Below are 19,206 nucleotides of genomic sequence, written 5' to 3' on the forward strand. Positions count from 1 at the left end.
GGCGCAGTGCGCGCGCGTGCGCCCGCCTGCGGCGCGCCGTCCGGGAATGGCCCCGCACGACGGGAACGCGGCGGCGCGCTCATGCGGCCGTCCCGACGCCGCGCCACCTCCCCCGCCTTCCCCGCTTCACTCGACGTTGGAGAGTTCCCGCCGCAGAATCTTGCCGACGGTCGATTTCGGAAGACGCTCGACGAAGCGCACCACCTTCGGCACCTTGTATGCGGCGAGGTTCGCGCGGCAATGCGCGACCAGGTCCGCTTCGGTGATGACGGCGTCCTCCGCCACGACGACGAACAGCCTGACCGCCTCGCCCGTCTTCTCGTCCGGCACGCCGATGCACGCGCATTCGGCAACGCCCGCGAACGCGGTCGCGACCGCTTCCACCTCGTTCGGGTACACGTTGAAGCCGGACACGATGACCATGTCCTTCTTGCGGTCGACGATCTTCAGGAAGCCCTTGTCGTCGAACACGCCAATGTCGCCGGTGCGGAAGTAGCCGTCCGCCGTGAATGCCTTCGCGTTCGCTTCCGGCTGTTGCCAGTAGCCGCGCATCACCTGCGGGCCCTTCACGCAGACTTCGCCGGGCGCGCCGATGTCGGCCTCGCGGTCGTTGTCGTCGAGCAGCTTCACGTCGGTGGACGGCAGCGGCAGGCCCGTCGTGCCCGTGAATTCGGTGATGAACTGCGGATTGAACGTAACCACGGGCGACGTTTCCGACAGCCCGTAGCCTTCGCGGATGTAACAGCCCGTCACGGCCTTCCAGCGCGACGAGATCACGTCGATCACCGCCGTGCCGCCGCCCGCGGACAGCGTCAGGCGCGACCAGTCGACCTCCGTCAGGCGCGGGTGGTTCGCGAGCCCCGCGTACAGCGTGTTCACGCCGACGAACACCGTCGGCCGCGCGGCCTTCAGCAAGTCGATGAACGCGTCGATGTCGCGCGGGTTGGCGACGAGCCAGTTTTCCGCGCCGATCGCGAAGTACGACAGGAAGTTCACCGTCAGCGCGAAGATGTGATACAGCGGGATCGCGGTGACGATGACTTCCTCGCCCGGCCGCTGCGCATCGGACACGAACGCGCTGAACTGCGCGATGTTCGCGATCAGGTTGCGGTGCGACAGCGCGGCGCCTTTCGACAGCCCCGTGGTGCCGCCCGTGTACTGGAGCAGCAGCAGGTCGTCGCCGCCGAGCGCGACCGGTTCGTAAGCGAGCCGCTCCCCTTCGGCGAGTGCGTCCGCCAGCGCGATCGCGTCGCGCGGCAACGCTTCGCGCACGTCGCCGGGAACGTCGACCGCGCCGAGATCGTCGCGGCCCACGGTGAGCACGGTCCGGATGCGCGTGTTGGCGATCACGTCCGCGAACGTGCGCGTCGAGCCGCCGCACACGACGATCGTCTCGACGCCCGCGTCGTTCAGCTGATGCTCGAGCTCGCGCGCGGTGTAATGCGGATTGACGTTGACCTGAATCGCGCCGATTTTCGCGACGGCGATGAAGACGACCGGAAACGCCGGCACGTTGGGCAGCATCACGGCCACGCGATCGCCCTTGCGGATCCCGACGACCTGCTGCAGATAGGCGGCCAGCGCGGTCGACAGACGATCGACGTCTGCATAGGTCAGCGTCCGGCTGCCCGCGCGAAACGCCGGCTGGTCGGCAAAGCGGCGCATCGCATCGTCGAGCAGTGCAGGTAGGGAGGCGTGGCGATCGGCTTCGATCTCGGCGGGGATCGAGCCATACGACTGGATCCAGTGTCTCTTGATCATGTAGGTATCCTTGGGCGGCCGGCGCGCCGGTTTCGCGCATCGCGGGAACCGCTCCCGGATCGATGCTGGCGCCGCTCGATCGACGCCCGTCCCGCCCGGGCGCAGGCCGTCTCACGAACGCCGACTATCGCCCACCGGCCGCGTATTGCAAATGATCGACGCGGCCGCAAAGATGATCGAAACGGACAATGCGCGCGGTCGCGGGCGTCGGCGTGGCCCGCGTGGCGCCCCGCTGCGCCGCGCGCACCGGGCGATCCGGCCGGCGTGCAGCGGCACAACCTAGGGTGAACCCTGATGCGACGCGACGTGTTCGGGAGCAGAAACACGCACCCGGAATCGGTATCGAATCGGACTCAGGACACGGTCATGCCGCGCAATGCGCTGTCTGTTAACCGAAGCAGATTCCGGGGCATAGTCTGCAAAATGACGATTCTGCCCGGCCGTCGATCCAGGCCCCGTCAAGAAGATCGCACAGGTCACCGGCGAGTGAACACGCTACGTCGGTACGCGAACCCAAGCCGGGAGTGGCCGGTCGGCCATTGATTGCGTATAGGCAGGATCGACACAGTCGTTGAAAATGTCGAGATGCACAGCGCTCGGTGCCCAGCCGAGTTCTCGCCGCGTACGCGGCGCGCGCGTGCGGCTGCACGACGAGAACACGATCGGTCCCATGAATTTGTCCCAGATCTCCGCTGCTTCGCTGACGGTGACGCTACGGGTAGGCACGTTCAAATACTGACCGATCTTCTCCGCGATCGACCGGTAGCTCGTCTCGCCGGATACGGCGTGATAGAGCGCCCCTGCGACGCCCTTTTCCAGTGCGAGTCGGTACACCTCGGCCAGGTCGTCGACGTGAATGTTGGAATAGACGTTAAGCCCGCGGCCAACGTAGCAGACTGCGCCGGTCTTTGCCGCCGAATGATACAAATCGGCGATGACCTTGCTTCCGCCGTGCCCCCAAACCAGCGGCGGACGAATGCAGAGCGCACGAATACGACGCGCTGCGCTCGCGCGGACCATGTTTTCGATTTCGAGGCGCGGGGCTATCTGACGCCGCGGCGGGAATGTGTCGTCCTCGGTATAGGTGTTTTCGCTCCAGTCGCCGTTGGTCCGCTCTGACAGCAGACTCGTACCGCTCGTGAAGATGAAGAGCTTGTCGCTGCCCTCGAGATTACGCAACAAGGTCGAGACCACGCGCCGCTCGTCTTCAAGCATCAACTGCGCGGCCCAAACGATCCCATCGTGGTCGCGTCCGAGCGACGCAAGTTCGGCGTCGTCATTCAGATCGCCATGCAAGGTCGTGATGCCGGCCGCTTCGAGCGGACCAGCGCTTTGGGTGTTCCGGATGAAACCCGTCACGCAGTGGCCAGTCGCAACGAGTCGGGCGGCGACGTGCTTGCCGATATAGCCCGTGGCTCCGAACAGCAGGATTTTCACTTTCTGGATCCCCTCTAAAAGGTAATCGAAATCAGCACTCTGACGTGATCGACGTCAGGTCGATCTCGTCCTGCTCTCACCGCAAAGCGGCATTCATCTTCCGACACGCGCTCGTTCATTCGGCGATCCGATTCCGAGTTGTTCCGATACCGTCTTGGCCGCCCGTATTGCGTCGTCAAAACTCTGCTCGGTCGCAACGTGTTTTCGATCTACGTTCACGATCCAGCTATCGAACGCATGGCGCCAACGAATGCGACGCTCCTCGAGCAGCAAGGAAAACCAACGCCAGATCGATGCATCTTCTGCGTTGACTGCTGCCGCCGCATCGAGACGAGCGCGTTGCATGACTTCCATTTCTGCCAACCGTTACCAGATTCCGGTTCCCAACCTCGCGTCGATCACGACGCGAACTGAGTCACGAGTTCCGGCACGAGCGTGAACAGATCGCCGACGAGGCCGTAGTCGGCCACGCCGAAGATCGGTGCTTCGGGATCCTTGTTGATCGCGACGATCACCTTCGAATCCTTCATGCCGGCCAGGTGCTGGATCGCACCCGAGATGCCGACCGCGACGTACAGCTGCGGTGCGACGATCTTGCCGGTCTGGCCGACCTGGTAGTCGTTCGGCACGTAGCCGGCGTCGACTGCCGCGCGCGATGCGCCGAGTGCAGCCTGCAGCTTGTCGGCCAGCGGTTCGAGCACCTTTGTGTAGTTCTCGCCGCTGCCCAGACCGCGGCCGCCCGATACGATGATGCTTGCCGACGTGAGCTCCGGACGGTCCAGCTTCGTCACTTCACGGCTGACGAACTGCGACTTGCCTGCATCGGCCGCCGCTTCGATCTTCTCGACCGCAGCGCTGCCGCCTTCAGCCGCCACCGGGTCGAAGCCCGTCGAACGCACCGTGATCACCTTGATCGCGTCGCTCGACTGCACCGTCGCGATCGCGTTGCCGGCGTAGATCGGGCGCTCGAACGTGTCGGCCGAATCGACCGCCGTGATGTCCGAAATCTGCGCGACGTCCAGCTTCGCGGCTATGCGCGGCGCGATGTTCTTGCCGTAGGCCGTTGCCGGCGCGAGGATGTGCGAATAGTCCTTCGCGATGTTCAGTGCGGTCGCTTCGACGTTTTCCGCGAGGCCCGCTTCGAGTTGCGGCGCGTCGGCCAGCAGCACCTTCGAAACGCCAGCAATCTTCGCTGCTGCATCGGCAGCCGCCTGCGCGTTGTGACCCGCGACCAGTACGTGGATGTCGCCGCCGACGAATTTGCCAACCTCGGTGGCAGCCGCCACCGTGTTCAGCGTCGCCGCCTTGATCGACGCGTTGTCGTGTTCCGCAATCACCAGAATCGTCATTTCTATCCGCTCCCCCTTACAGCACCTTGGCTTCGGTCTTCAGCTTCTCGACCAGCGTCTTCACGTCCGGCACCTTCACGCCGGCTGCGCGCTTCGGCGGCTCCGCCACCTTCAGCGTCTTCAGACGCGGCGTGACGTCCACGCCGAGGTCTTCCGGCTTCACGGTCTCGAGCGGCTTCTTCTTCGCCTTCATGATGTTCGGCAGCGTCACGTAGCGCGGCTCGTTCAGGCGCAGGTCGGTGGTCACGACCGCCGGCAGCGTCAGCGACAGCGTTTCCGCGCCGCCGTCGATTTCACGCGCGACCGTGGCATGGCCGTCGGCGATCGTCACCTTCGACGCGAACGTCGCTTGCGGGAGACCTGCCAGCGCAGCCAGCATCTGGCCCGTCTGGTTCGAATCGTCGTCGATCGCCTGCTTGCCGAGGATCACCAGCTGCGGCTGTTCCTTGTCGACCAGCGCCTTCAGGATCTTCGCGACTGCGAGCGGCTCGACGCCGTCGTTCGACTCGACGAGGATCGCGCGGTCCGCGCCGATCGCCAGCGCCGTACGCAGCGTTTCCTGCGCTTGCGCGACGCCGACCGACACCGCGACCACTTCGGTCGCCACGCCCACTTCCTTCAGGCGCACGGCTTCTTCCACCGCGATTTCGTCGAACGGGTTCATCGACATCTTCACGTTTGCGATGTCGACACCCGTGTTGTCCGACTTCACACCGACCTTGACATTCGCATCTACCACTCTTTTCACAGCAACAAGAATTTTCGTCACTTCAGATAGCTCCAGGAAATCGACAACCATCACACTTACCGCTCCCTGTGTGATCAGACACAGACGTTCGCGAGCGGATGCATCCCCGCGCGACTGCGTGGCGAAAAGAATTTTCGTACGATCGCATGATTCACATCCCGGAGTGAACGAAACATCCAGACAGGAGAATCGTCCTTGTCGATCAATATTGATCGGACTCCTTCGCAAAAATCGCCAACTTCGATGGCCCGGACGGCGATATCGAACTCCATTCGCAAGCAGTCTTCCGGAGACATCGATCGCGCCCGCAACAGCATTTCCCGGGTCACGTCGAGCATCAACGGAGAACGCGCAAGCAGCGCGTCTATTGAAGCGCGAAGCCAGCCACGCTCTTGCTCCGATACGTCACTGTCGAGCGCGCGGTCCATCGATTCGACGATCTCCTCCACCGTCAAATGAAGGCCGAAATGCGCCCGAATCAACGGGAGACACTGGCCAAACCCGGAATCGGGTATCGGATCCGCCGGCGAGATAAAAACGTCCCGAATACTCTGCCGAACATCACTCAGGTCGAGCATCTTGAGTCGTCTCTCGAAGTTACTCAACGACGCACTGGGCGCATAAGCATCCGCAAGCCCCAGGCGCATGGTGTCCGGTCCGGTCAGCGTTTTCCCCGTGAGGCCCAAGTAGAGCGCCACTTCGATCGGCATATCGGACAAAGACCTGATCGCACCAATTCCCGACAGGAAGCCCAATCTTGTTTCAGGCAGCGATACGTTGGTTCGCTCGGTGACGACACGCAATGACGAGGATTGCGCGAGCCCCGTCCCGGAGCCCGCCGTCACGCCATCCATCAACGCTACGACAGGTTTTTTCAGGCTGCGAAGCGCGAACTGGAGCCGATACAGATCGACAAGCATCTGACGCCATCCGGCATCGCTCTTCATGACGAGGCGATACAAATCATTCATATCGCTCCCCGCGCAAAAATTCCCGTCGTGTCCGCCCCGCATCACGAGCGCAACGATATTGCGGTCCACGTGGCAATGCGCTACCCACTCGACCATCCGACGCACCATGTCATGCGACAACGCGTTCATCGTCTCCGCCCGGTTCAGTGTGACGACTGCCACGCGGTCAATCTGCTCGAACTTGATTGTCCGGTCCGCGTCGCAGCGATCCAGCGGGTCGAAGTCGAGCTGAAATGGCACTGCGCGACTGATATCCACTTCATCCATCTCCAACCTGAGCGCTGTTCGCCGCACCCTCCGCGGATACGTGAAGCTACCGCGCGATACGCCGCGTGCCGGTTAGCGAACAGCCGATTTCGATTGCCAATGCGAAAACCCGTGATCGACTACTCAAAGCGTCGCGCTCGGCTCACTCTTCACGCTTTCCGTCGTAAACAACATCTTCAGAAGCAGGAACACCACGCGAAAACTCAGCAGCTTCAACGCGCTGCGCAGTTCGGCGGGTGTCAGATGCGCTTCGATGGGCATCGCACCCATGATGGTTCCGGTAATGACCAGGTGATCGCCGCTCGGCTTCAGCGCGTCCACCTCCATCAAGTCTCCGTTGTCGGATGTGTAGAGCTTCATATCCGTATCCTTCTTTCCAGTGTTGCGATCACAGGCTCACGAAAGCCTTCTTCAGATCCATTTTCCAATCCATCAGCATCTTCATTGCGGTCGCTCGCCCGCCCAGCGTCACGGCGCCGCCCGGATGAAGGAACGGCCCCGCAAGATAGAAGCCCTTGAGGCCCGGCACCGTATATTGCGCGAGCTCCGGAATGGGACGCCGCCCCATGAACTGCGAAACCGTCGTTCCGCATCCGAAAATATCGCCGTGCTTCATGGATGCCGAATGCCGGTGGTGATCGAGCGGCGTTTCGCGATACGTGCCGATGATCGAGCTGCGGTCGAGATTGGTCGTGTACTTGCACATCTCGTCGTAGATCGCGTCACACCAATGTTCCTTGACGTCGTCCCATGCCGCGAGACCGCCATTCGCAAGCTCCAGCGGCGCGAAATGGTAGAGATACATGGCAGCCTTGCCGGCCGGCGCGCGAGACGGATCATGCAGGCTCTGCACGGCAATCAGCGGGCTGAGGTGCCCCGCCGGCATCTCGCCATAGCGATAGGCGTCGAAACTCTTGCGCAGGGCCAGATAGTCGCGCTGCACGCATTCGACAAGCATCGATTTCGAGTATTCGTCGCCCGCCTTCCATTTCGGCGCCTCGCTCAGCGCAATCTGCTGGTTGATCGCGCCGAACGAGCTGAGCGTCACCTGCTCCGCGGCGGCAGCAACTTCGGGATCGACGCCCTCGACGAGCTTGCCCAGATCCCACGGATGAATCGAGCCGACGACCGCGTCCTTCGCGGCAATATACGACCCGTCCGCAAGTTCCACGCCGACAGCGCGCCCGCCGCTCACCCTGACCTTGACGACTTGCGAATTCGTGCGAATTTCGCCGCCGTAATGCTCGATACATCGAATGATCGCCTTCGTCAGGTTTGCGCTGCCGCCGACCACGGCGCCCGCGCCCCTCGAATGCGCGATACCCAGAAGCATCGTGGGAACGATCCCCGTGCCCTTGACCTCCGGAGCCATCATGAGCTCCGCACACCACTTCATGATGTGCATTTTCAGCTCGGGCGACTCGAACGTCCGCTCGAGCACGTCATAAGCACTGTCCAGCAGGTTGGTGACCATGCGCCGGCCCTTCGCCGTCTGCTCGAGCATCCCGATAAATCCGCCGACCGGGAGGGGCGGCGCGAAATAGCTTTTCAGAAACAGCGGCAGCAGTGCCTGACTTTCCAGCACGAAATTCCGGTAGGTTTGCGCGTCACGCTCCGAGAATTTCGCGATCGATTCGCACGTCCGGTCGAGATCGTTCCACGTAATCAGCCCGGTGTTATCGTCGAATACGGTGGCGAACGTCGCCTCCGTATAGGCCCACTCCAGCCCGAAGCGGCTCTCCAGCCCGAGCTCGTCGTGCGTCAGTGCCGGGTTGGCAAGGCAGATGACCATGCCGGTAGCGTGCGGATCGCCGGTGAATCCGGGCGCGGGCGCCACCGACACGACGCCGCCGCCACAGTGATCATTTTTCTCGAGGACGACGACGCTCTTGCCGATTTTCGCCAAATACGCGGCAGCGGTCAGCGAGTTGCTACCGCCTCCAACTACAACGATGTCGTATGAATCCCGCACCTGACTGTCTCCAATATTTGATGAACACGCGTTCTCACGCGATGGGTACGACGGTCTTTATCGAAAAGAAGCGTCGCGGCAAAATTCTCTTCAATAAGATTTCGGCAGATCGAGTACGCGCTCGGCGATGAAGGACAGAATCATCTGCTCGGTGACTGGCGCGATGCGCGGAAGAATCGATTCCCTGAACAGCCGCTCGACCTGGAACTCACGCGCATAGCCCATGCCGCCGTGCGTCAAGACCGCTCGCGTTGCAGAATCGAATGCGGCGCGCGCGGACAGGAATTTGGCCGCATTCGCTTCCGCGCCGCACGGAATTCCCTGGTCGTACATCCAGGCAGCGCGCAGGCACATCCAGTAGGCGGCTTCCGTCTGGGTCCAGCATTCCGCGAGCGGATGTTGAATACCTTGATTGCGTCCGATGGGCTGGCCGAACACCACGCGGTCGCGCGCATAGGCGGATGCGCGCCGGATCGCATCGCGCGCCAGGCCGACGGATTCGATCCCGACCAGAATCCGCTCGGGGTTGAGACTATCCAGCAGGTAATGAAAGCCGCGCCCTTGCTCACCGACACGATCCTCTTCCGGCACGAACAGGTCGTCGATGAAGACCGCATTGGAATCCACGGCGTTGCGCCCCATCTTCTTGATTCGCCGCACCTCGACCTTGTTGCGGTCGAGATCCGTGTAAAACAGCGTCATCCCATCGGTCGGGCGTTTGCATTCGGCTTTCGGCGTCGTCCGTGTCAGAAGCAGAATCTTGTCGGCAACCTGCCCTGTCGACGTCCACATCTTTCGGCCGCTGACCCGATAGCCGCCGGGGGCCGCTGTCGCGAACGTCGAGATGCTCGTGGTGTCGAGCCCGGCGTCGGGCTCCGTCACACCGAAGCAAGCCTTCTGTTCACCCTTGATCAGCGGAACGAGCCAACGCTGCTTCTGTTCGGGCGTACCATGCACCACCACGGCATGCGGCCCGAAAAGATTGATGTGAATCGCCGACGCAGCGGAATAGCCGCCACCGCTGGACGTCACCGCGTGCATCATCACGGCAGCTTCCGTCACCCCAAGCCCCGAACCACCAAGCTCCTCAGGCATCGTGATGCCAAGCCAGCCGGCGGCGGCCATCGCCGCATAGAACTCCTGCGGGAAGCGACCCGCCTCGTCACAATCGCTCCAGTAGTCGTCGCCGAATTCGGCACACACTTTGCGCACGTTGGCATCGATTTCCCGATGCAGTTCAGTCAGCTCGAAATTCATAGAGACCCAGCTCAAGTCGGTAAGGAGGACCAGCCGATCGAATCGCCAGCCCGACGGAAGCGATATTAGTACGTATGCATACGATATGCAAGAGGATACTCTTGCTGCAATGCCGCGGGATGCCGTGGTCGTCAGCACGGAAGCCCCTTCGTCGGCACCACCTGACGTTTAAACAATAGCGCATATAGTATGCGTGCACATGATATGCTACACAAAAACGTCGAACGAGGCTGACAGCGGCCCGCACCGTCCGGAGCCCTCGCTTGACGGACGACCTTCACCCACCATTTGGAGACGTCATGCGCAAGGCAGACAAAGTCATCATCACGTGTGCAGTCACGGGTTCGATCCACACCCCCACCATGTCGACTGCGCTTCCGATTACCCCTGCGGAAATCGCGGAAGCAGCCGTCGGGGCGGCTGACGCAGGCGCTTCCATCATTCATCTGCACGCGCGCGATCCCGAGACCGGGCGCCCCTCTCCGCGTGCGGATCTCTTCATGCAATTCCTGCCTGCGATCAAGCGGCGATGCGACGCGATTCTGAACGTCAGCACCGGCGCAGGGCTTGGCATGTCGATGGACCAACGCGTCGAAGCGGCACGTGCCGCCCGCCCCGAAGTCGCGTCACTCAACATGGGGTCGATCAACTTCAACATTTCCGGCGCCGCGGAAAAAATCGACCAGTTCAAGCACGACTGGGAGCGTCCTTATCTGGAGAGCACGAAGGACTTCGTCCTGAAGAACACGTTTCAGGATATCGAAACGATCATCGTCGAGCTCGGGCATCGGCACGGCGTCAAATTCGAGTTCGAGTGCTACGACGTCGGACACCTGTACACGCTCGATCACTTTGTTCGTCGCGGGCTGCTGAAGCCGCCGTTCCTGATCCAGTGCATTTTCGGCATCCTCGGCGGTGCCGGTGCCGATCTGGAGAATCTCGCGCACATGAAGGCAGTAGCCGACCGCCTGTTTGGCGACGACTACTATCTGTCGGTACTCGCCGCAGGCCGTCATCAGATGCGATTTGTGACGCAGAGCGCGCTCTTTGGCGGTCACGTACGCGTCGGCCTGGAAGATAGCCTGTATATCGGCCGTGGCCGCCTTGCAGAGTCCAACGCAGAGCAGGTTGCGAAAATTCGCCGCATCCTGCAGGAGCTTTCCCTCGATATCGCGACGCCAGATGACGCGCGTGAAATGCTCGGCCTCAAAGGTCAGGATCAAGTCGGATTCTGAGTCTGCACCGCGAGCCCACGTTCTCCATCGAGGTGTCATCCCGATCCGCGCGCCTCGATCGAGGTGCGTGGCGGGCGACGCATCGAGATCGGCCTCTCCTGATTGCGAGTCACGCGCGACGTCCGCGCATCTTTGACCTGTCTTGACAGGCGCCGGCAGGTGCTCACCCAACCAGCGCCTCGCGTCGATCGCGCTTTGTGCTTTAACTGCCGAACATCAGCTTGCCGATCTTGTTCCCGGTTACCTCCCCGAACCAGATTTGTCCTGCCCGGGTGCTATTGAGGTCGCAAATTCCCGCCAACGGTGTAGGCACGGCAAATTCCTTGAGCGTGTTGGTGGCAGGATTGAATTGCGCAATCTTGTTGCCTCCCTGGAATCCCCCTTCCGCAATATAGATGTTCCCGTCCGAGCCCTCCCGGATCGGGCCCGGGAACGGCAACGGCATGCCAAGCGACGTCAGCAGGTTCTTCGTCAGACCCTGCAGGGACAACATGTCATATTCGATGATATTTCCGGTATTGACGTCCAGGCGTCCGAATTTCTGAGCGGCGGTTTCCGTAAACCAGATTATTCCGTTGTGGTCGGTGGTGACGCCCTGCGGCAACGCCGCCGGTGTGGGCACGTCGTATTGGTTGATTTGTCGGGTAAAGACGTCGATCGTCGCGATTTTGTTGGCTGCGGCAAGAGAGATCACCATCGTGTTTCCTGGCCCAGGCTGGATAATCTGGGTCAACACGCTTGCTGTCGAGAGCGGTGTAGGCAACGGGATGATTTCGATATTCTTGGTCGATACATCGATTCTTCCGACGGCGTTGACGCCAGACAGGCTGAACCACATTGCACCGTCCTTACCCGTTGCGATCGCACTCGCCAAGGCCGTCCCGACGCTGATCGGCGTTTTCAGAACCTGACCGACCGGGATCGGGTAGTTCTGCATCGACCCGTCCGTCGTATCAAGTCGCGTGATGACATTCGTGGCCACCTGAGGAAACCATAGTGCCCCGTCCGGGCCGATCTCCATCCCACCCGGGACGGATACCGGCTGGCTCAGCGGGAACGTGCTGAACCCGCCGGAGCCCGGATCAAATCGCGATATCGCATTTCCGAGGATGTCTTCAATCCACAGAATGCCGCGGCTGTCGAACTTGAGTTCGCAGGGTCCGGCCGCAAGATTCGGCAATGCATACTCAGTGACCTGTGGCGACGAGCCGAACAACTGCGCCATCGAAGTGGTTCCGGCACACAGGAAACCGGTGGCCATCAGCCATCCCGTCAAGCGGATGGCAAGCTTTCTCCGCTTGGCTTTCGTCTTTTCGCGATCGACATTGGCAGCGCAGCGCGATCTTTCATTGAGAAACATGCGATTGTCTCCTTGAAGGAAATGGGCCCACGATTTAGTAACGGACTTGCAATCTGATACCTGCTTCGCAGAAATCAGGAATCCATATTTATTTTGCTACCAGACCAGGCTTTGAAAAATCCGGGAGATAGCCCTGCTGTTTCAGCGGCGGCACCTTGACTTCAATGCGTCCGTGGCGCTCACGAGCGGCATAAGTCGTCAGCGGCAGGCGAGTCACCGCATTCACGGCCTGCCCGCTTTCGACGTCGAAACGGGCACCGTGCCGCGGACAATGAATCGTACGCGCATCGACGATTCCACCTTCGAGGGGTTGTCGTGCATGCGGACAAAGATTCGCGAATGCATAAACCCCCGTGTCTGTTCGACAAACCAGGACGCTACGGCCACGCACGCATGCCACATGTTGTCCACGGACCGGCAAGTCTGCTGCCGCCATCACATCGACAAAGTCGTCGTCGCACACAGCTCCCCCTCCCGGATTCGACTGCCTTCAAATGCCGAGGTAGCGGTCGAGCGTCTCATGGAAATGACTGATCCGGCTTTCCTGATACTGCCCCGGCGTCACGAACGCATGCTTTTCGCTCGCCGACTTCAGGCCAGTCTGGATGTTCGGCAGATTGCACATGTCCTGCTCGAAGATGTGGCTGATCAGACCAAGCTGCGGCACGCTATCGAACGTATCGTCAAAACCCAGTTCCACGACCGGTGCGGACGGCGGACGCGGCACGTCATTGCCGGGAAGCGGAAGCAGCAGGCGGATGACCATGACCGATTCGTTCGGATTGTCCTTGTACGGCAGGAATTGATACGTCAACGGCAGCCCTTCCCCATACCAGGGACAGAAATTCGGGAACATGAAGTACTGAATCGTGTCGACCAGTTCCGCATCGGACAAAGCGGTGAAGTCGCGCCCCAATGCCGCGCCCATTGCCTGCCGGCGCCACGCTGCGAGTTCGGCTCGCCCCCGGCCGTCCGATGCATCGAATGTCGGCATGACGGCATCGGGGCCCATTGCCATCGCAAAGACCTGCGTGACCGCGTCGAGCGCGATTTGCTCCGACGCGTCGTCGCCGAGATGCGGGCTCGGAATGCCAAGCGGCGTGATCAGCCGGCTGACATGACTCTTTCCGTCATCCCAGATGTCGTACTGCGTCGATGCATCACCGGTAAACGGCAGTGCATCGGCGTGCGTTTCGATCACGTGGTAAGCCTCGAGAAAAGCCTCCAGCGTCACCTTCCAGTTGGCTCGAACCAGCTTTCGCACATGGACGAACGTGAAGCGATCCTCGGGCTTCCAGCTCTCGAAATGTGCGGGCAACACACCCAGCGCTTCCGACAGCGGCGCGGCATTCGGATCCGGGTTGATGAAGACGAAGCCGCCCCATGTCCCGACCTTGGCTTCCGGCAGACGGTACTCGTCGTCCGAGATTTGCGGGAAATCCCATCGACTCGGAATATGCTTCAGGCTGCCATCGAGCTTCCATTCCCAGCCATGGAACGGACAGCGAACGTGCTCGCCGGAACCACGGCCGCCACACAGACGCGTGCCGCGATGCAGACATGCATTATGGAACGCACGGATTTCGTTCGGCGCGCTTCGCACAATCATGAAAGAAAGGTTGCCGACGTCGTAATTGATGCGATCGCCAACTGCCGGGATGTCCTCTTCCCGGCACGCGAACTGCCACGTTTTCTTCCAGATTCGCTCCGTCTCGAGAGACGCGATTTCAGGATCCCAGTAGTGAGCGAACGGGATGGCGCGGGCGCCGGGTTCGGTATTTCCGCTCGCGCGCAGCGCTGCCGGAAGGGGACGGCTGTCTTTCTCGAGCAGATCGCAAACCAACGGACTCACGCTTGACGAGTGGCCGCGCTTGCGGTCGCCGGCATTGTTGTGACTCATCCTGCCATCTCCTTTGCATCATGTGTAGGTATTGGAATGCCTTGATCGTCGCGGCACCCGTGGTGAAGCTTGCGCGCTCCCCTGCGGAAAGCCCATGATATATATCAACGGATACGATATGCAAGCATATCGCTATTGCAAGACACCGGGTGTCACCAGGTAGCGCTCGACCGAGCCGTACGCGTCCTCGATAGAGGTCAGCGCCGCATCAGGGATACACCAGTAGACATATTTAGTATGCTTGCCTATAGTATTCCAAAGAACGATGTGTGTGTGCGGCTTGCCACCCTAGGGAAAAGCCTGATCATTTGCTTACCTACCCAGCCAGGAACCATGAATCTCGACAAGGTACTCGCGAAGCAATTTCCAGAACTCGAACATCCGCTCGCTGCGCGCGACTGCATGTTGTATGCACTCGGAATCGGTGCGGGAAGTCAGCCCGACGACCCGGGACAACTGCAGTTTGCGTACGAGGACGGCCTCAAGGCCTTTCCGTCGATGGTCAACGTCATCTCGCATCCCGGCGGCTGGGTGAAGGAGCCCGCGCTCGAAATCGACTGGGTGAAGCTGCTGCATGGCGAACAAAGCTTTGAAATGCATCAGCCGCTCGAAGTCGGCAAGACTTACATCGGCAGCTTCCGTGTATCGAAGGTGATCGACAAGGGGCCCGGCAAGGGCGCATTGCTCTATCAGGAGAAACAGCTTCGAGAAAAGGAGTCGATGAACCTCGTCAGCACGGTCACGTCGACCTACGTGCTGCGGGGCGATGGCGGATGCGGCGGCACAACCACGGAAGCGCCCTCGCCCCATGCAATCCCGGACCGTCCGGCCGACGCCCGTTGCAGCCTGCCGACCCTTCCGCAGGCAGCGCTTCTCTATCGGCTGTCCGGCGACTACAACCCGATTCACGCGGATCCGGCACTGGCACGCAAGGCGGGTTTCGACCGCCCGATTCTGCACGGCCTGTGCACGCTGGGCGTCGCAACGCGAGCCGTGCTGCAAACCTTTTGCGACAACGATCCACTTCGCCTGCGCTCACTGGGCCTCCGCTTTTCTTCCCCTGTCTATCCGGGCGAGACCATCGTCACCGAGATGTGGCTCGATGGTTCGATCGTCAGTTTCAGCGCGAGGGTCGCCGAGCGCGACGTCGTCGTGCTGAACAACGGTCGCGCCGAAATCGCACAGTGAGACATCAGCAAAATGAGCCCATCGATGCCCTATTCGAACTACACGAACCTCGCAGTCAAGCGCGACGCCGGGATCGCCACCGTTTCCATCAATCGTCCCGACGCACTGAACGCGATCAATGCCGGCCTGCATCACGAGCTGTCGACGATTTTCCACGAACTCGCCGACGACCCGGATGTGTCGGTCATCGTGCTGACCGGAGAAGGTCGCGCATTCTGCGCAGGCGGCGACTTGCAATGGGTCAACAGTCAGCTCGACGAACACCCGCCATTCTTGACGTCGCTGCGTGAAGGTCGAAAGATCGTCATGGGAATTCTCGATTGTCCGAAGCCGATCATCTGTCGCATCAACGGCGATGCGATCGGGCTGGGTGCGACGATTGCACTGCTTTCCGACATCATCATTGCCGTCGACACCGCACGCATTGCCGATCCGCATGTCCGGATCGGTCTGGTCGCCGGAGACGGCGGCGCGCTGATCTGGCCTCAGCTCGTCGGCTATGCGAAGGCAAAGGAATTCCTCCTCACCGGCAACAGTCTCGACGCGACGGAAGCTGCACGTATCGGTCTCATCAACTACGCGGTATCGGCTGCCGATCTTGACGCAACCGTCGGGCGCTTTGCGTCGCAACTGGCCCGCGGCGCGCAGTCCGCGATCCGCTATACGAAGATGTGCACCAACATTCCACTGCGCCAGATGGTGGCTTCCGTTCTCGACAATTCTCTCGCATGCGAAGGGTTGTCGATCATCCAGAACGCGGAACTGAGAGAAGGCGTCTCCGCATTTCTCGAAGGCCGCAAGCCGCGGTACGTCACGCGTTAATCCACTCCCCCCCATCTTCAATGCATTTGCACATGTCAGAACAGATCAAATACGCCGTCTCGGATCGTGTCGCCTGCATTACACTGAATCGTCCGGAGGCCCGGAATGCGCTGAGTCCCGATGTCACTGCCGCGCTGATCACGCTCGTGCGGAAGGCCGACCGTGACCCCAACGTCAAATGCGTGCTGATTCGCGGCGAAGGCGAGCATTTCTCCGGCGGGGGAGACGTGAAGAGCTTCGGCGAGACCTTATCGCTGACACCCGATGAGCGCTACGACATGTTCGAACGACGCCTTCTCGTCGGAAATCGCTTGCCCCAGGTACTGCTCGACTGCAGCAAGCCGATCGTTGCGGCGACCCGTGGCGCAGTCGCCGGGGCGGGCCTCGCGATCTGTCTTGCGGCGGATTTCGTCGTCTGTGCGGACAGCAGCTATTTTCTCGCGCCGCATATCTTCCTCGGCATCACGCTGGATTGCGGACTGAGCAGCCTGCTCGTCGGCGCGATGGGCATCAAGGCAGCCAAACGGCTCGCGCTACTTGGCGACCGCGTCAGCGCCAGCGAGGCGCTCGATCTCGGCATCGTCAGTCAAGTGATTCCGGATGCCGACCTCGATGAAGCGATTCGCAGTCTGACGAGCCGCGTCGCAGCAGGGCCGGCCGTGGCAGCCGCCAATACGAAGCGGCTCCTGAATCGCGCCGCGTACCCAGGCGTGGTCGAGCAGATTGCCGAGGAGTCGAAGGCCATCGCACAGTGCGCGGCGACTGCTGACTTCTGTGAGGGCGTGAGGGCGACGCTGGCGAGAACAAAACCGGCGTTCGATTAAACGTAGCAGCATGTCGGCGCGATTACGCGCCCATGCAATGTCAAGGGGGTTCCGAAGTGGCTCGTTGCGGTCTGGTACGTGTCGAAACATACCAGACCGCACGCTCATTGCAACTCGAGCTCGCCGGCAGATCCGAGCACTTCGCCGAGATGCACGACGTAACGCGCGACGTCCGCGCCATTGAGCACCCGATGATCGTAGCTTAGCGATACCGGAAGCATCAGGCGCCACCCCGTACCGCCGGACTCGCGCACCGGCTTCCACTGCGCCTTCATCACCCCCAGAATGGCAACTTCCGGCGCATTCAGGATCGGCGTGAAGCCTGTTCCGCCGATGTGCCCGAGCGAACTGACGGTCATGCAGCCGCCACTCATGTCGGTCAACGGAAGCCCTTTCTCGCGTGCCGCCAGGGACAGGCTGGAGATCTCCTGTGCCAGTTGCACGACGCTCTTCCGGTCGCAATCCCGTATCACCGCCACGACCAGGCCCTTCGGCGAATCCACGGCGAACCCGACGTGGAAATACTTCTTGAGCACGAGATTCTGACGGCTCGCATCGAGCGATGCGTTGAAGCTCGGAAACGCCCTGAGCCCCGAAGCCACGGCCTTGATGAGAAAGGCAAGCAGCGTCACCTTGACGCCCGATTCGTCGCACAGTTTCTTGCGCAACGCCTCGAGCTCCGTGATGTCGACGTCATCGTGATGCGTGACATGCGGAATCGCCACCCAGTTGCGCGCGAGATATCCCGCGCCCAGTTTCTGAATGCGCGACAGCGGCACAGTCTCGGTGTCCCCGAATGCCGCAAAATCGACATTGGGCCACGCAGGAAGATCCAGTTCGAGTCCGGTACTCATCGTATGTCCCTCGCGATAGCGTTCACGCGATTTCCGCCAATACGTCGCCGACCTTGTAGACCTCGCCCACCGTCGAGAGAATCCGCACCTTGCCCGATGCGGGCGAAGCGATCTCCTGAATGGACTTGTCGCTTTCGAGGCTGTACAGGGGCTGCCCCTCGCTGACGCTCGCCCCGTCATCGACCAGCCATTCGGCGAGCGTACCCTCTTCCATCGAGAAACCGATCTTGGGAAACAGAACTTGTGTGGTCACGTTGACTCCAGCTTATGAGAATATGATCAGCCGAGCGTCGATCGCACGGCAGCTTCAATCTGATCCTGACTCGGCACGAAAGCGGTCTCCAGCGGCTTCGAGAACGGCACCGGACAGAAGTGCGACGCGACGCGACGTACGGGGGCCTTGAGCTCCCCGAACAGTTCCTCCTGGATGCGCGCCGCCACTTCCGCACCGACACCGAAATTCCTGACCGCTTCATGGACGATGACCGCGCGTTTGGTTTTCGCGACGGACTTGAGGATCGTCTCCGCGTCCAGCGGCGAAATGGTGCGCAGGTCCACGACTTCGACACTGATCCCTTCCTTCGCCAGCCTGTCCGCAACGGCCACACTCTCCCCCACCTGACGGCTGTACGCGATCACGGTCACGTCATTGCCCTGACGCACGATGTTCGCCTTACCGAGCGGAATTCGCATGCCGCGTTCCGGTGGGGCGCCAGGCGTCCAGTAGCTGACCATGTTCTCGACAAAAATGCAGGGATCGTCGTCGTCGATACATGAAAGCAGCAGGCCGTATGCATCGGCCGGACTGGACGGCGCGACGACCTTCATGCCGGCCGTATGCGCAAACCAGGCTTCCAGAAAATCAGAATGCTGACCGCCCGTGCTGAACCCGGCCCCTGTCATCGTGCGAATCGTGATCGGCACGTGCGTCTGGCCGCCCGACATGAAGCGAAGCTTCGCCGCATGGTTCACGATCATGTCCATCGCGACGGTCGTGAAATTCATCAGCATGATTTCGGCGACGGGGCGCATGCCGGCAAGAGACGCGCCGATCGCCGCGCCGATGATCGCTTGCTCCGAGATCGGCGTCGAACGTACCCGAGTGTCGCCATGCTTCGTCGACAAGCCCTTCGTCACACCGACCACGCCGCCTTCCTCGCGGTCCGCGACATCCTCGCCGAACAGGATGACGTTCGGATCGTTGGCGAGCGCATCGTCCAGCGCCAGGTTGATGGCCTGAATCGTATTCATGTTGTCTTTT

At 61.2% G+C, this 19,206-nt stretch carries 19 protein-coding genes; 4 read left to right on the forward strand and 15 right to left on the reverse strand.

Annotated features, from left to right (window positions below; all coding sequences use genetic code 11):
* Positions 1-126: 126 nt before the first annotated feature.
* The 9 genes from G3N94_RS16600 to G3N94_RS16640 form a co-directional block, all read right to left on the reverse strand.
* Complete coding sequence (locus G3N94_RS16600) at positions 127-1,761, reverse strand: AMP-binding protein (protein ID WP_205793611.1); 1,635 nt, start codon at positions 1,759-1,761, stop codon at positions 127-129.
* A 495-nt stretch (positions 1,762-2,256) separates the two neighbouring features.
* Entirely contained in the window at positions 2,257-3,198 is a 942-nt protein-coding gene (locus G3N94_RS16605; protein ID WP_205793612.1) for an NAD-dependent epimerase/dehydratase family protein, read from the reverse strand.
* A 93-nt stretch (positions 3,199-3,291) separates the two neighbouring features.
* Entirely contained in the window at positions 3,292-3,552 is a 261-nt protein-coding gene (locus G3N94_RS16610; RefSeq protein WP_241021890.1) for a hypothetical protein, read from the reverse strand.
* A gap of 44 nt (positions 3,553-3,596) precedes the next feature.
* The gene (locus tag G3N94_RS16615) at positions 3,597-4,547 is read right to left on the reverse strand and encodes an electron transfer flavoprotein subunit alpha/FixB family protein (RefSeq protein ID WP_205793614.1); all 951 of its coding nucleotides are present in this window, start codon (positions 4,545-4,547) and stop codon (positions 3,597-3,599) included.
* Positions 4,548-4,563: 16 nt separating this feature from the next.
* On the reverse strand, positions 4,564-5,346 hold the full coding sequence (locus tag G3N94_RS16620; protein ID WP_205793615.1) for an electron transfer flavoprotein subunit beta/FixA family protein: 783 nt from the start codon (positions 5,344-5,346) through the stop codon (positions 4,564-4,566).
* Between the two features lie 23 nt (positions 5,347-5,369).
* The gene (locus tag G3N94_RS16625) at positions 5,370-6,533 is read right to left on the reverse strand and encodes an enoyl-CoA hydratase/isomerase family protein (RefSeq protein WP_205793616.1); all 1,164 of its coding nucleotides are present in this window, start codon (positions 6,531-6,533) and stop codon (positions 5,370-5,372) included.
* 123 nt (positions 6,534-6,656) lie between these two features.
* On the reverse strand, positions 6,657-6,893 hold the full coding sequence (locus G3N94_RS16630) for a hypothetical protein (RefSeq protein ID WP_205793617.1): 237 nt from the start codon (positions 6,891-6,893) through the stop codon (positions 6,657-6,659).
* Between the two features lie 28 nt (positions 6,894-6,921).
* Entirely contained in the window at positions 6,922-8,505 is a 1,584-nt protein-coding gene (locus G3N94_RS16635; RefSeq protein ID WP_205793618.1) for an NAD(P)/FAD-dependent oxidoreductase, read from the reverse strand.
* 90 nt (positions 8,506-8,595) lie between these two features.
* Positions 8,596-9,762, reverse strand: a complete 1,167-nt coding sequence (locus tag G3N94_RS16640) for an acyl-CoA dehydrogenase family protein (RefSeq protein WP_205793619.1) — start codon at positions 9,760-9,762, stop codon at positions 8,596-8,598.
* Positions 9,763-10,061: 299 nt separating this feature from the next.
* Between G3N94_RS16640 and G3N94_RS16645 the strand changes: the two genes are divergently transcribed.
* Positions 10,062-10,997 carry a 3-keto-5-aminohexanoate cleavage protein gene (locus G3N94_RS16645; protein WP_205793620.1) on the forward strand — a complete coding sequence of 312 codons (936 nt, stop codon included), beginning with the start codon at positions 10,062-10,064 and terminating at the stop codon, positions 10,995-10,997.
* A 202-nt stretch (positions 10,998-11,199) separates the two neighbouring features.
* Here the strand turns inward: G3N94_RS16645 and G3N94_RS16650 are convergent, their stop codons facing one another.
* The 3 genes from G3N94_RS16650 to G3N94_RS16660 all read right to left on the reverse strand — a co-directional run bounded on the left by G3N94_RS16650 (position 11,200) and on the right by G3N94_RS16660 (position 14,257).
* Positions 11,200-12,357 carry a hypothetical protein gene (locus tag G3N94_RS16650; RefSeq protein ID WP_205793621.1) on the reverse strand — a complete coding sequence of 386 codons (1,158 nt, stop codon included), beginning with the start codon at positions 12,355-12,357 and terminating at the stop codon, positions 11,200-11,202.
* 88 nt (positions 12,358-12,445) lie between these two features.
* Complete coding sequence (locus G3N94_RS16655; protein ID WP_205793622.1) at positions 12,446-12,820, reverse strand: Rieske 2Fe-2S domain-containing protein; 375 nt, start codon at positions 12,818-12,820, stop codon at positions 12,446-12,448.
* A 27-nt stretch (positions 12,821-12,847) separates the two neighbouring features.
* Complete coding sequence (locus tag G3N94_RS16660; RefSeq protein ID WP_205793623.1) at positions 12,848-14,257, reverse strand: aromatic ring-hydroxylating dioxygenase subunit alpha; 1,410 nt, start codon at positions 14,255-14,257, stop codon at positions 12,848-12,850.
* A 273-nt stretch (positions 14,258-14,530) separates the two neighbouring features.
* On the opposite strand from G3N94_RS16660, the gene G3N94_RS16665 reads away from it, so the two are divergent.
* The 3 genes from G3N94_RS16665 to G3N94_RS16675 are packed head-to-tail and all read left to right on the forward strand — an operon-like array spanning position 14,531 to position 17,091.
* Positions 14,531-15,445 carry a MaoC/PaaZ C-terminal domain-containing protein gene (locus G3N94_RS16665; protein ID WP_346778703.1) on the forward strand — a complete coding sequence of 305 codons (915 nt, stop codon included), beginning with the start codon at positions 14,531-14,533 and terminating at the stop codon, positions 15,443-15,445.
* A 24-nt stretch (positions 15,446-15,469) separates the two neighbouring features.
* A complete protein-coding gene (locus tag G3N94_RS16670) occupies positions 15,470-16,267 on the forward strand; it encodes an enoyl-CoA hydratase-related protein (protein ID WP_205793624.1) in 798 nt (265 codons plus the stop codon).
* Positions 16,268-16,299: 32 nt separating this feature from the next.
* On the forward strand, positions 16,300-17,091 hold the full coding sequence (locus G3N94_RS16675; RefSeq protein ID WP_205793625.1) for an enoyl-CoA hydratase/isomerase family protein: 792 nt from the start codon (positions 16,300-16,302) through the stop codon (positions 17,089-17,091).
* A gap of 104 nt (positions 17,092-17,195) precedes the next feature.
* Here the strand turns inward: G3N94_RS16675 and G3N94_RS16680 are convergent, their stop codons facing one another.
* The 3 genes from G3N94_RS16680 to G3N94_RS16690 are packed head-to-tail and all read right to left on the reverse strand — an operon-like array spanning position 17,196 to position 19,196.
* Entirely contained in the window at positions 17,196-17,945 is a 750-nt protein-coding gene (locus G3N94_RS16680) for a 2-oxo acid dehydrogenase subunit E2 (RefSeq protein WP_205793626.1), read from the reverse strand.
* Positions 17,946-17,967: 22 nt separating this feature from the next.
* Positions 17,968-18,198, reverse strand: coding sequence for a lipoyl domain-containing protein (locus G3N94_RS16685; protein ID WP_205793627.1), 231 nt, complete (start codon positions 18,196-18,198; stop codon positions 17,968-17,970).
* A gap of 26 nt (positions 18,199-18,224) precedes the next feature.
* Positions 18,225-19,196 (reverse strand): alpha-ketoacid dehydrogenase subunit beta, encoded by a 972-nt coding sequence (locus G3N94_RS16690; RefSeq protein WP_241021891.1) that lies wholly within the window; start codon positions 19,194-19,196, stop codon positions 18,225-18,227.
* Between the last annotated feature and the right edge of the window lie 10 nt (positions 19,197-19,206).

Origin of the sequence: Burkholderia sp. Ac-20353 (assembly GCF_017104785.1) — a bacterium.
In the GTDB taxonomy this organism is placed as follows: Bacteria; Pseudomonadota; Gammaproteobacteria; order Burkholderiales; family Burkholderiaceae; genus Burkholderia.

Coding starts and splice junctions, on each gene's coding strand:
- G3N94_RS16600 (WP_205793611.1), bottom strand. CDS start 1,761: ATGATCAAGAGACACTGGATCCAGTCGTATGGCTCGATCCCCGCCGAG.
- G3N94_RS16610 (WP_241021890.1), bottom strand. CDS start 3,552: ATGGAAGTCATGCAACGCGCTCGTCTCGATGCGGCGGCAGCAGTCAAC.
- G3N94_RS16615 (WP_205793614.1), bottom strand. CDS start 4,547: ATGACGATTCTGGTGATTGCGGAACACGACAACGCGTCGATCAAGGCG.
- G3N94_RS16620 (WP_205793615.1), bottom strand. CDS start 5,346: ATGGTTGTCGATTTCCTGGAGCTATCTGAAGTGACGAAAATTCTTGTT.
- G3N94_RS16625 (WP_205793616.1), bottom strand. CDS start 6,533: ATGGATGAAGTGGATATCAGTCGCGCAGTGCCATTTCAGCTCGACTTC.
- G3N94_RS16630 (WP_205793617.1), bottom strand. CDS start 6,893: ATGAAGCTCTACACATCCGACAACGGAGACTTGATGGAGGTGGACGCG.
- G3N94_RS16640 (WP_205793619.1), bottom strand. CDS start 9,762: ATGAATTTCGAGCTGACTGAACTGCATCGGGAAATCGATGCCAACGTG.
- G3N94_RS16645 (WP_205793620.1), top strand. CDS start 10,062: ATGCGCAAGGCAGACAAAGTCATCATCACGTGTGCAGTCACGGGTTCG.
- G3N94_RS16650 (WP_205793621.1), bottom strand. CDS start 12,357: ATGTTTCTCAATGAAAGATCGCGCTGCGCTGCCAATGTCGATCGCGAA.
- G3N94_RS16660 (WP_205793623.1), bottom strand. CDS start 14,257: ATGAGTCACAACAATGCCGGCGACCGCAAGCGCGGCCACTCGTCAAGC.
- G3N94_RS16670 (WP_205793624.1), top strand. CDS start 15,470: ATGCCCTATTCGAACTACACGAACCTCGCAGTCAAGCGCGACGCCGGG.
- G3N94_RS16675 (WP_205793625.1), top strand. CDS start 16,300: ATGTCAGAACAGATCAAATACGCCGTCTCGGATCGTGTCGCCTGCATT.
- G3N94_RS16680 (WP_205793626.1), bottom strand. CDS start 17,945: ATGAGTACCGGACTCGAACTGGATCTTCCTGCGTGGCCCAATGTCGAT.
- G3N94_RS16690 (WP_241021891.1), bottom strand. CDS start 19,196: ATGAATACGATTCAGGCCATCAACCTGGCGCTGGACGATGCGCTCGCC.